This is a genomic window from Microbacterium sp. B35-30 (assembly GCF_010634855.1).
GTDB lineage: Bacteria > Actinomycetota > Actinomycetes > Actinomycetales > Microbacteriaceae > Microbacterium.
Map to the genome: position 1 here is coordinate 117624 of NZ_MWLQ01000021.1, position 12096 is coordinate 129719.

The window sequence follows — 12096 nt, forward strand, 5'->3', positions numbered from 1 at the left end:
GGAGCCCGGTGTCGGTCCTGCGCCTTAGACTCGTGCGGTGACAGTTCCCGGGATCGTTCGCGCCCTCGAGCAGGCTGAGCCGTTTCGGGACGCGGTGGCCGCGGCATCCGTCGATGCCGACTTCTCGCTCGTCGAAGGACTCGACGCTCCGCTCCTCGCCGCGCTGATCGAGCGCCGCCGCGCCGCCGGCAAGCCACCGGTGGTGCTGCTGATCGCGCCCACGGGTCGCCGTGCGGAGTCGCTCGGTCCCGCGCTGGGTGCGCTGCTGCCCGGCGCCGAGGTGCTCCACTTCCCGGCGTGGGAGACACTGCCGCACGAGCGGCTGAGCCCGAGCGCCGAGACCGTCGGCACCCGGCTCGAGATCCTCACGCGCATCGCGCGCTGGGATGCCGCGACGCCGCTCGTGATCACCGCCTCGGTGCGCGGCGCCATCCAGCCGCTGGCGGCCGGACTCACCGATGTCCCGCCGATCGAGCTCGTCGTCGGCGCCCGCGGGCATGACCTGGGCAACGTGTCGGCGCGGCTCGTCGAACTCGCCTATCACCGCGTCGACATGGTGTCGCGGCGCGGCGAGTTCGCGGTGCGCGGCGGCATCCTCGACGTCTTCCCGCCGACCGCACCCCACCCGTACCGCGTCGAGTTCTTCGGCGACGAGGTGGACGAGATGCGCGCCTTCTCTGTCGCCGATCAGCGGTCGCTGCCCGGCGAGGTGCGCGAGGTCACCCTGCTGCCCAGCCGGGAGCTGCTGCTCACCGAGGCGGTGCGCGGCCGTGCCCGAGAACTCAAGGACGAGCTGCCGGGCCTTGCCGGCATGCTCGAGAAGATGGCCGAGGGCATCCCGGTCGAGGGCATGGAGTCCCTGCTCCCGGCCGTCGTGGATCGGCTCGTGGCCGTCGTCGACTATCTGCCCGAGGGGTCGGCCGTCGCGCTCGTCGATCCTGAGCGCGCCGTCGCACGCGCCATCACCCTCGGGGACACGAACCGTGAGTTCCTCGAGGCGGCGTGGAGCGCGGCGACGGCCGGAGCCAGCACCCCGATCGACCTGGGCGCCGGCGACTTCCTGGCTCTTCCCACAGTGCGTGAGGCCGCCCGCGCGCGCGGCGGCGTCTGGTGGAGTCTCAGCGCTTTCGATTCCGGACAGGCGGATGCCGCCGCCGAAGGTCTGATCGACGACGACATCGACGTCGCGCTCGAGGCCGCCGCCGCGATCCGCGTGCCGGGGTCGGCGGTCCCGTCGTTCCAGGGCAACGTGGAAGGCGCGACAGCGCACGTCGGAGCGCTCCTGGCGGACGGCTGGCGCGTCGTCGTCGCGGCATCCGGAGCCGGCCTCGTCGAACGTGCGCGGGACGTGCTCGCCGAGCGCGGCATCGCGGCGCGCAAGGTCGACGAGGTGCTGCAGGCCCCCGAGCCCGGCGTCGCCCATGTGGTGCTGAGCGTGCTCGAGCGCGGATTCGAGGCGGCGGACGCGAAGCTCGCCGTGCTCACCGAGTCGGAGTTCTACGGCCGCACGATCGGCGGCGACAACCGCGTCGTCAAGAAGCTCGCATCGCGGCGCAAGGCCGTCGTGGACCCGCTGCAGCTGAAGGCCGGCGACTACGTCGTCCACGCGACGCACGGCATCGGCAAGTTCGTCGAGCTCACGCAGCGCGAGGTGTCCAGCGGCGGACGCAACGCGGTGAAGAGCGTGCGCGAGTACCTCGTGCTGGAGTACGCGCCGTCCAAGCGCGGCTACCCCGGCGACAAGCTCTTCGTGCCGACCGACCAGCTCGACCTGCTGTCCCGCTATGTCGGCGGCGAGGCACCCTCGCTGTCGAAGATGGGCGGCAGCGATTGGGCGCAGGCCAAGAGCAAGGCCCGCCGTGCCGTGCGCGACATCGCCGTCGAGCTCGTCAAGCTCTACTCGGCGCGCATGGCGTCGAAGGGACACGCCTTCGGGCCGGACACCCCCTGGCAGCGCGAGCTCGAAGAGGCGTTCCCGTTCGCCGAGACCCCCGACCAGCTGCAGACGATCGACGAGATCAAGGCCGACATGGAGAAGCCGATCCCGATGGACCGCCTGCTGTCCGGCGATGTCGGCTTCGGCAAGACCGAGGTTGCCGTACGCGCCGCGTTCAAGGCCATCCAGGACGGCAAGCAGGTCGCGATGCTCGTGCCGACGACGCTGCTCGTCAAGCAGCACCTCGAGACGTTCACCGAGCGCTTCGCCGGCTTCCCGGTGAAGGTCAAGGCGCTCTCGCGGTTCCAGAGCGACAAGCAGGCGCGCGAGGTGCTCGCCGGCCTCACCGACGGCACCGTCGACATGGTCATCGGCACGCACCGGATCCTGACGGAGAAGGTGATCTTCAAGGATCTCGGCCTCATGATCATCGACGAGGAGCAGCGTTTCGGCGTCGAGCACAAGGACCAGCTCAAGAAGCTGAAGACCAACGTCGACATCCTCGCGATGAGCGCGACGCCGATTCCGCGCACGCTCGAGATGGCAGTCACCGGCATCCGCGAGATGTCGACGCTGCAGACGCCGCCCGAGGACCGGCATCCGATCCTGTCGTATGTCGGGCCGCGCAACGACAAGCAGATCACCGCAGCGATCCGCCGGGAGCTGCTGCGCGAGGGCCAGGTGTTCTACGTGCACAACCGGGTGCAGTCGATCCAGCGCGTGGCGGCCGAGCTCGCCGAGCTGGTGCCCGAGGCGCGTATCGCGGTCGCACACGGCCAGATGGGCGAGCACGCGCTCGAGGAGGTCGTCGACGCCTTCTGGGAGCGGCGCTCGGACGTCCTGGTCTGCACGACGATCGTCGAGACCGGTCTCGACATCTCCAATGCCAACACGATCATCATCGACCGCGCCGACAAGTACGGTCTCAGCCAGCTGCACCAGCTGCGCGGCCGGGTCGGCCGAGCCCGTGAGCGCGCCTACGCGTACTTCCTCTACGACGACATGAAGCCGCTCAGCGAGACCGCCGCCGACCGCCTCGAGACGATCGCGGTCAACAACGATCTCGGCTCCGGCATGCAGGTCGCGCTCAAGGACCTCGAGCTCCGCGGCGCCGGCAATCTCCTGGGCGCCGAGCAGGCCGGCCACATCGCCGGCGTGGGCTTCGACCTGTACCTGCGCATGATCGGCGAGGCCGTCGCCACGTTCCGGGGCGAAGAGACCGAAGGACCGGCCGAGCTGCGCCTCGAGCTGCCGGTGCAGGCCCGCATCCCCGAGTCGTACATCGACAGCGAGCGCCTGCGACTCGAGGCGTATCAGAAGCTCTCGGCGGCGGCATCCGTCACCGCGCAGCCCGACGCGATCGACCTCGTGGTCGAGGAGCTGACCGACCGCTACGGCGAGCCGCCGGCCGAGGTCGAAGGGCTGCTCGCGGTCGCGCGGCTGCGACGCCGCGCGGGACAGGCGGGGCTCGCCGACGTCGTCGCGATGGGCCCGAACCTGCGGATCGCGCCCGCGAACCTGCCCGATTCGATGCGCGTGCGCCTGCAGCGACTGCACCCCAGGGCCAAGCTCGTCGCGGGAGGCGAGGCCATGGTCGTGCCGCTTCCGTCGGCCGGCGGCGAGCCGCTCGGCGATGACGAGCTCATCGCCTGGGTCGCGCAGCTGATCGAGCAGCTGTGGCCGCCCAAGAAGACGGACGCGGACGCCGCAGCCGAGGCGGCCGTCAACGCCTGACCGTCTGCGTGCGTCATCCGCCCGTCAGCCGGCGGGAGAAACGGCGGCGGCCGACGGCATCGACGTTCACGTGAAGAGCTGAGACGTCGATCCGCACAGCGTTACGGGCACCCGTTGCGCGGCCGTGACCGGGTCAGATGACACCCTGCGCCAGCATGGCGTGCGCGACCCGTTCGAAGCCGGCCGAGTTCGCCCCCACGACATAGTCGCCCGGGCGGCCGTACCTCTCAGCGGCGGCGAACGCGGCGTGGTGCACGTCGGCCATGATCGAGCGCAGCTTCGTCTCGCTGTCGTCGAAGGTCCAGCGCTGGCGGGCGGCGTTCTGGCTCATCTCGAGCGCTGAGGTCGCGACGCCGCCCGCGTTCGCCGCCTTGCCCGGCCCGAACAGGACGCCCGCGGACTGGAAGAGCTCGATCGCCTCGGGAGTCGAGGGCATGTTGGCGCCTTCGGCGACGGCGCGCACGCCATTCGCGATGAGCGCTCGCGCGTCGTCGGCGTCGAGCTCGTTCTGCGTGGCCGACGGGATCGCGACGTCGACCGCCACCTCCCAGGGGCGTGCGCCTTCGACGTAGCGGGCCGTCGGGCGGCGCGCCGCGTACTCGGCGATGCGAGCGCGCTCGACCTCCTTGACCTGGCGGAGCAGGCCGACGTCGATGCCGGCGTCGTCGACGACATAGCCGGAGGAATCGGATGCCGTCACCGGCGTCGCACCGAGCTGGTGGGCCTTGTCGATGGCGTAGATCGCCACGTTGCCCGAGCCCGACACACCGACCCGCTTGCCCGCGAGCGTCTCGCCACGGACGCCGAGCATCTCCGCCGTGAAGAAGACCGCGCCGTAGCCGGTCGCTTCGGTGCGGACCTCGGCGCCGCCCCACTGCACGCCTTTGCCGGTGAACATGCCCGACTCGTGGCGGTTGGTGACCTTCCGGTACTGGCCGAACAGGTAGCCGATCTCACGGGCACCCACGCCGATGTCTCCGGCAGGCACGTCGGTGTGCTCGCCGAGGTGGCGGTAGAGCTCGTTCATGAACGACTGGCAGAAGCGCATGATCTCGGCATCCGAGCGGCCGTGCGGGTCGAAGTCGCTGCCGCCTTTGGCGCCGCCGATGCCCTGGCCGGTGAGGGCGTTCTTGAAGATCTGCTCGAAGCCGAGGAACTTGATGATCGACAGGTTCACCGAGGGGTGGAAGCGGAGACCGCCCTTGTAGGGGCCGAGCACCGAGGAGAACTGCACGCGGAAACCGCGGTTGACCTGCAGGCGCCCGGCGTCATCGACCCACGGCACGCGGAAGATGATCTGCCGCTCCGGCTCGACGAGCCGCTCCAAGATGCCGCCGTCGATGAACTCCGGGTGCGCTTCCAGTACCGGTGCGATCGATTCGAGCACCTCGTGCACCGCCTGCAGGAACTCCGGCTCGTGGGGATTGCGGGCCTCGACGGTATCGAGGACGAGGCGGATCGATTCGGCGGACGTGAGGGTGTCGGGAGCAGAGGTGGTAGGCAGTGCAGAGGGCATGTGGAGGGAGCTTTCGGGGTGGAGCGATGCGCTCTGGGGCGGCGCTTCTTCACCCTACCTACCGCTCGGAACGTCGGCCGTTCTTGTGACGACGGCGCCCGCCGTCCTCCGCACAGCGTGTCTGCGTGCCCTCGGCGCGACGCAAACGGAATCGGGTGCGGGAGAGTGGAGGGATGGTGGCCGACCTTCGCATCGAAATCTTCCCCGACGACCTCGACCGCGCCGTCGACTTCTACGTCCGCGTGCTCGGGTTCTCCCTCGTGCGCGATGAGCGGCACGTCGAGTGGGCCTACGTCGCGCTCGAGCTCGGCCGCGTGCGCGTCGGGGCGGCATGGCGCTCATCGGTCGACACCGCACCGCGCCGACCACCGGTCGGGGTCGAGCTCGTGCTCGAGACGGACGATCTGGATGCCGCCCGCCGGCGGGTCGTCGACGAGGGCTGGCCCATCGACGACGACGTGCAGGCGCAGCCGTGGGGCCTCCGGGACTTCCGGGTGCTCGATCCGAGCGGCTACTACTGGCGGTTGACCGAGCACCCGAACTGACGCGCACGCCGTCTTCCGGGTGCCGTGGCGATGCACCGCACTACGCTGTGAACCGACCGCGACGGCCCCGGGGATGGGCGAGCCGGCACGGGATCGAGGAGGCATGATGCGTTTCGAGCACCTCGGGGCCCAGCCCCGCATCCACCCCGACGCTGTCGTGGCGGCGACCGCGGTGATCAGCGGCGACGTCGAGATCGGCGCCGACTGCCAGATCCTCCACGGTGCGGTGATCACCGCCGAGGGCGGTGCGGTCACCCTCGGCGCGAACGTGATCGTCATGGAGAACGCGCTGATCCGTGCCACCTCGACGAATCCGGTGCACATCGCCGATCACGTGCTCGTCGGCCCGATGGCCAGCGTCTCGGGCGCCGTCGTCGAGGAGGAGGTGTTCCTCGCGACCGGCACCCGCGTCTTCAACGGCGCGCGCATCGGCGCGCGCAGCGAGGTGCGCATCAACGCCGTCGTGCACCTGCGCACGACGCTCCCGCCGGACTCGACGGTGCCGATCGCCTGGGTCGCCGTGGGGGATCCGGTCCAGATCCTCCCGCCGGATCGCCACGAAGAGATCTGGGCGGCGCAGCGCGAGCTCGACTTCCCCGGCTACGTGTTCGGGCTCGACCGTGAGACACCCGACCTCATGGTGCAGCTCACCGAACGCTACGGCCGCAGCCTCGCCCGTCACGCCGACGACCGCCGCATCGACTGACATCCTCGCGTATCGGCCGCACACGCCGGCGGTCACGAGATCGACGGGACGCTGGCCTTCCCCGGGCCCAGGCCGTAAGGTCGCGACATGGGCCGTCTGGGGACCCGTTCGAGGCTCGATCAGGCCGTGGGGGCCTTCTCGAGCAACTGGCGCAACCCCAATCTGCGGCGCGCGCAGCTGAGCTTCCTCGGGGCCTGGACCGCGGAGTGGGCATTCACCGTGGCGCTCGGCATCGTCGCGTACAACGCCGGCGGCGCGCTCGCCCTAGGCGCGGTGGGACTGCTGCGCATGCTCCCCTCCGCGCTGCTGGCGCCCATCCTGTCGCCGTTCGCCGATCGCGGGCGGCGTGAGCGCGTGCTCGTCGTGGTGTCGGTCGTGCGGGGCGCTGCCACCGCGGTCGCGGCGGTCGTCGTGGCAGTGGCGGGCCCGATCGCCGTCGTCTACGCGCTCGCCGTCGTCTCGACGATCGCGGCGACCATGTTCCGGCCGGCGCACTCCGCCCTCCTGCCCACGCTCTGCCGCACCGGGCACGAATTGGCCAGCGCCAACGTCGTGCGGGGGCTGCTGGACTCCGTCGCGACGCTCGTCGGGCCGCTCGTCGCCGCGATCCTGCTGGCCTTCACCGATGTCTCCGTCGTGTTCGCCGGCGCGGCGGTCGCGTCGTTCTGGGCAGCGCTGCTGCTCTTCCGTGTGCGCTACGACGCGCCGCCGAGGCCGGCGGCGCCCCGGCGCGACCTGCTGAGGGAGGCCGCGGAGGGACTCACCGTCGTGTGGCGGAGCCGCGATCTGCAACTGATCCTCGGCCTGGCCGCCGCCCAAGCGCTCACCCGGGGCGCGCTCACCGTGTTCTCGGTCGTGGTCGCCATCGAGCTGCTCGGCATGGGGGAGTCCGGCGCCGGATCGCTGATGGCGTCGGTCGGCGTGGGAGCGGTCCTCGGCTCGCTCGCGGCCTCGCTGCTCGTCGGAACCCGGCGGCTGGGCGGGTGGTTCGCCGTCGGTGTGGCGTTGTGGGGACTGCCCATCGCCCTCGTCGGCGTCTTCCCGGCACAGGCGGCGGCGCTCGTCCTGCTCGCATTCGTCGGGGTCGGTAACGCGCTGATCGACCTCGCCGGGTTCACGCTGATCGGCAGGCTGACCCCGGACGCCCTGATGGCGCGTGTCTTCGGCGTGCTCGAGAGCCTGGTCGCCGTCTCCATCGGCGTCGGGGCGATCATCGCGTCGGTGATGATCGCGTGGCTCGGCGTCGAGGGTGCCCTCATCGCGATCGGCGTGCTGTGTCCGGTGCTCGCACTCGCATCATGGTGGCGGCTGCGCGGCCTTGATCGATCCGTCGGTGCGTTGGACGCCGAAGTCGGCCTCCTCCAGCGCGTGCCCATGTTCCAGCCGCTCCCGCTGCCCGCGATCGAGCAGCTCGCTCGCGGGCTGGAACCGGTCGAGGTGGCACCGGGCAGCGCGGTCTTCACTCAGGGGGACCTCGGCGATCACTACTACGTGATCGAGAGCGGCCGAGCCGACGTGCGGGGCGATGGTCGCGTGATCGCGACGCTCGGCGAGGGGGAGGGATTCGGCGAGATCGCGCTGCTCCGTCGCACGCCGCGAACGGCGACGGTGGTCGCGCGCACGCGTCTCGAACTGAAGGCGCTCGCCGCCGACCGGTTCACCGCCGTCGTCCTCGGCTACGCGCCCAGCGCACAGGCGGCCGCCACGACGGTGGAGGACCAGCTGGAGCGGTACGCGCCCGACGACCCGCCTGACGGGCCGAGGGCATCGCGAGACCCGCTGGGATGAACGACCGACGAAGGGACTGGGCACATGGGGACAGAGCGAACGGCACTGCTGATCGCCGACATCGGCGGATATACCGAGTACATGGGCTCGCACCGCATGACGCTCGCGCACGCCGAGGTCAACACGGCGCGGATGCTGGAGAGCATCGTCCGCGCAGCCAGCGGCTTCGAGCTCGTCGAGATCGAGGGCGACGCCGCCTTCCTCTCGCGCCGCGCGGCGGCACGGCAGCCCGACACCACGGTCTCCGACATCCTCGTGCTGGCGGTCGCGATGCATCGGGCGTTCCACCTTGAGCGCGAGTACGTGGTGCAGAACCTCTGCCCATGTGGGGGATGCCGCCAGGCGCGCAATCTGACGCTGAAGTTCGTGGCGCACATCGGTGATGTCGCGACCCAGCGGGTGAGCGGACGGTCCAAGCTCGTAGGCATCGACGTGATCCTCGTGCACCGGCTGCTGAAGAACTCCGTCGAAATCCCCGAGTACGTCCTGCTGACCGAGGAGCTGTACGGCACAGGGACCACGCCGCTGCCCACGTCCGTCGGCGAGATCACGCCTGAGGTGGAGGGCATCGGCAGCGTCCGCGCGTACTTCGTCGACGTCGCCGATCTGGATGACGTCGGCGTCGCTCCTCCATCGCCGACCCTGCGCTCCCGACTCGGCAGCACGTTCTCAGCGGTCGGCCGCGGGCTCCCGTACATGCTGGGCACGAGGAAGCCGCGTCGGGTGCGCTAGCGGCAGGGCGCAGGCGCGCGACCTGCGCCGCTTCGCCCGCCCCATCGCTTCGCTGGGGCGGGGTTCGGCACCGCGTGACCTCCGCCCGCGGCATCCGTTCTTCGTCTTGTCACTCCCAGAGCAGGCCGCAGTCGAGGCAGCCGAACTCCAGGCGGTCGACCCTGCCGTCGTCGAGGGCGTCTCGTCGATCCCACTCGATCCGGAACCACCTCGGCTCGTTCGCCCGCACATCGAGCGACCCGCACTGGGGGCAGACTTCGGCGGCGACGATGCGTGCCATGGGTGCTACGGTACGCCGGGCCATCGGGGATTCCGGGTGCGACGCGCGTGTCGCCGCACTCGGCGCGGATCAGCCCGTGTTCTGCAGGCCGGCGGCGACGCCCGACACCGACAGCAGCAGGAGCCTCTGCAGCTCCGGATCGACCGGTGCGCCCTCCGGAGCCTCGCGGAGCGCCCGCAGGGCCCGCAGCTGCAGCAGCGAGAGAGCGTCGACGTAGGGGCTGCGCATCTTGACCGCCCGCTGCAGGACAGGCTTGTTGCCGAGCAGCTCCGTGCCGCCCGTGATGCGGACGACCCAGTCACGTGTCACCCGCATCTCGTCGCGCACCAACGCGGCGAGATCGTCCCGGTCGCCGAGCTCGAGGTAGTGCAGCGCGATGCGATCGTCGGTCTTCGCGAGGCTCATGGCCACGTTGTCGATGAGCGTGCGGAACAGCGGCCACTCCTGATAGGCCTGCTGCAGCAGCGGCTCGTCGCCGACGGCGTCGAGGGCGGTGCCGAGCCCGAACCATCCGGCGAGATTGATGCGCGCCTGCGTCCACGCGAACACCCAGGGGATCGCCCGCAGGTCCTCGAGGGACTCGACCGACAGCCCTCGGCGGGCCGGGCGCGAGCCCAGCGCGAGCAGGCCGATCTCCTCCATCGGTGTGACGCGCGCGAACCACGGCGCGAAGCCGGGAGCCTTCACCAGCGAGAAGAAGCGCTCGCGGGATGCCGCGTCCAGCGTCGCCGCGACGCCCGCGTACTTCTCGGCCGCCGCGCGGTTGCGCTCTTCGTTCGAAGGCGACGAGGCGAGCAGGATCGCCGCGGCGACCTGGTCGATGTGCCGCATGGCGATCGCCGGATCGCCGTAGCGCGCGAAGATCACCTCGCCCTGCTCGGTGAGCTTGAACCGGCCATCGACCGAGTGCGGCGGCTGGGCCATGATCGCGGAATTGGCGGGGCCGCCGCCACGGCCGAGCGCGCCGCCGCGCCCGTGGAACAGCGTCAGCTCGATCCGGTTATCGTCGGCCCAGGCCGCGATCTTGGCCTGCGCCTCGTAGAGGGCGAGGTTCGCGGCGACGGGTCCGACGTCCTTCGACGAGTCGGAGTAGCCGAGCATGACCTCCAGCCGCCGTCCGGTGGCCTCCAGGCGGGCCGCGAACTCCGGGTGTTCGACGATCTCGGCGAGGATGCGGGGCGCTGCCTGCAGATCGGCGAAGGTCTCGAACAGCGGGATGACGTCGAGCACGGGAGGCCGGCCGTCGGGACCGACCGCGTACGCCGCGAGCTTGTGGACGGCGGCGAGGTCCTCGGCGGACTGCGTGAACGACACGATGTAGCGGCCTGCCGCGCGCGGGCCGTAGCGCTCCTGCAGGAACCCGACGGTGCGGATCACGTCGAGCACCTCCTCGGCGAGCTCGCTGCGCGGCGACCCCGACCCGAGTTCTGCGAGCACCTTGGCGTGCACCGCCGAGTGCTGACGCACCTCGAGCTCGGTGAGGTGGAACCCGTACGTCTCGACCTGCCACAGCAGCTGCTGCAGGTGCCCGTACGCCTGGCGCGGTGCGCCGGCCCGCACGAGGGAGTCCTGCACGACGCGGAGGTCCGCCAGCAGGTGCTCGGGGTCGGCATACGCGAGGTCGGCGTCGCGGGCGCGCGTCGCTTCGATCTTCCGCGCGATCAGCAGCACGATGCGGCGATGCGGCTCGTCGGGCGACCGCTTGGCGATATCCTTCGCGGCATCCTCGTCGGCGGCCTTCAAGCGCCGCCAGAGTGCCAGCAGCGCGTCGCTCGGCGGTGTGGTCGTCGCATCCAGCGTGAGCGTGCGGCCGATGCGGCCCGCCGTGCGGGCAAGGCCCAGCAGCACGTGCTCGCTCGCGATGGCGGACGCCTTGCGGGTGACGGATGCCGTCACGAACGGGTTGCCGTCGCGATCGCCGCCGACCCAGGAGCCGACCCGCACGAAGGGGCGCACAACGGGCGCGCGGCCGCCGGCCGCCGGTCCCTGCAGTGCGTCGTCGACGCGGCGGTAGACGTGCGGCACCGCGGTGTAGAGCGTGTCGTCGAAGACGGCCATGACCGCGCGGACCTCGTCGGTGGGCGCGGGCTTCTCGGACCGCAGCGGGGCCGTCCGCCACAGCGTGTCGATCTCTTCGAGCATGCGCCGCTCGGCGCGGCGCTGGTCGGCACGCTGCTGGTTCACGCCGCCGCGTCGCGACGCGTCATGTTCTTCGAGGAGCGCCGCGAGGCGGCGGATGCTGGTGGAGACGGCCCGGCGGCGCGCCTCGGTCGGGTGGGCGGTGAAGACGGGGTGGAACCGCATGTTCTGCAGCCGGCGCAGCGCGGTGTCGTCACCGACCTCGGCGGCGAGCCGCACGAACGCCGCCGCAACGGAGTCGGTCGCCTGCTCGCGGTCGGGGCGCCCGTCGCGCTCGCGCAGGATGCGCACCCGCTGGTGCTCCTCGGCGAGGTTCACGAGGTGGAAGTACGCGGTGAACGCCCGGGCGACCTCATCGGCGCGGGCGACCGTGAAGGAGTCGGCGATCGCGGCGGCACGGGCGAACGCCTCCGGCGTCTCGTCGGTGTAGGCCTGGATGGTCGCGGTGCGCAGTCGCTCGACATCCTCGTACAGCCCGGGCGATCCGCTCTCGCGCAGCACCTGCCCGAGGAGGGTGCCCAGCATGCGCACGTCGCTGCGCATCTGCTCGGGGATCGCCTGCTCCGCCTCGTATCGGCCCACGAGGTCGATCGCTTCGGTCTGGGTGAGTTCGCGCATCTCTCCAGGCTAACGGCGCGCTGTCGCCCGGCTGTCACGGCCGACGCTGTGTGACGACGGCGCCGCATGGCGCCGGTCGGGAAGGAGGAGGGGCCTCGCTAC

The 12096-nt window shown here is 71.1% G+C and carries 8 protein-coding genes; 5 read left to right on the forward strand and 3 right to left on the reverse strand.

What is annotated here, in order from left to right; all coding sequences use genetic code 11:
* The first annotated feature begins 37 nt into the window (after positions 1-37).
* Positions 38-3670, forward strand: a complete 3633-nt coding sequence (gene mfd / locus B2K11_RS12670; protein ID WP_163618645.1) for a transcription-repair coupling factor — start codon at positions 38-40, stop codon at positions 3668-3670.
* Positions 3671-3803: 133 nt separating this feature from the next.
* On the opposite strand, the gene gdhA is transcribed toward mfd, so the two are convergent.
* A complete protein-coding gene (gene gdhA, locus B2K11_RS12675; RefSeq protein ID WP_163618646.1) occupies positions 3804-5186 on the reverse strand; it encodes an NADP-specific glutamate dehydrogenase in 1383 nt (460 codons plus the stop codon).
* Positions 5187-5359: 173 nt separating this feature from the next.
* On the opposite strand from gdhA, the gene B2K11_RS12680 reads away from it, so the two are divergent.
* The 4 genes from B2K11_RS12680 (at position 5360) to B2K11_RS12695 (ending at position 8957) form a co-directional block, all read left to right on the forward strand.
* Entirely contained in the window at positions 5360-5731 is a 372-nt protein-coding gene (locus B2K11_RS12680; RefSeq protein WP_163618647.1) for a VOC family protein, read from the forward strand.
* A 106-nt stretch (positions 5732-5837) separates the two neighbouring features.
* Positions 5838-6437 (forward strand): gamma carbonic anhydrase family protein, encoded by a 600-nt coding sequence (locus B2K11_RS12685; protein ID WP_163618648.1) that lies wholly within the window; start codon positions 5838-5840, stop codon positions 6435-6437.
* An 87-nt stretch (positions 6438-6524) separates the two neighbouring features.
* The gene (locus B2K11_RS12690; RefSeq protein WP_163618649.1) at positions 6525-8225 is read left to right on the forward strand and encodes an MFS transporter; all 1701 of its coding nucleotides are present in this window, start codon (positions 6525-6527) and stop codon (positions 8223-8225) included.
* A 24-nt stretch (positions 8226-8249) separates the two neighbouring features.
* Positions 8250-8957 carry a DUF2652 domain-containing protein gene (locus B2K11_RS12695; RefSeq protein WP_163618650.1) on the forward strand — a complete coding sequence of 236 codons (708 nt, stop codon included), beginning with the start codon at positions 8250-8252 and terminating at the stop codon, positions 8955-8957.
* Between the two features lie 109 nt (positions 8958-9066).
* On the opposite strand, the gene B2K11_RS12700 is transcribed toward B2K11_RS12695, so the two are convergent.
* A complete protein-coding gene (locus B2K11_RS12700; RefSeq protein ID WP_163618651.1) occupies positions 9067-9237 on the reverse strand; it encodes a hypothetical protein in 171 nt (56 codons plus the stop codon).
* A gap of 69 nt (positions 9238-9306) precedes the next feature.
* A complete protein-coding gene (locus B2K11_RS12705) occupies positions 9307-11994 on the reverse strand; it encodes a phosphoenolpyruvate carboxylase (protein ID WP_163618652.1) in 2688 nt (895 codons plus the stop codon).
* Positions 11995-12096 lie beyond the last annotated feature (102 nt).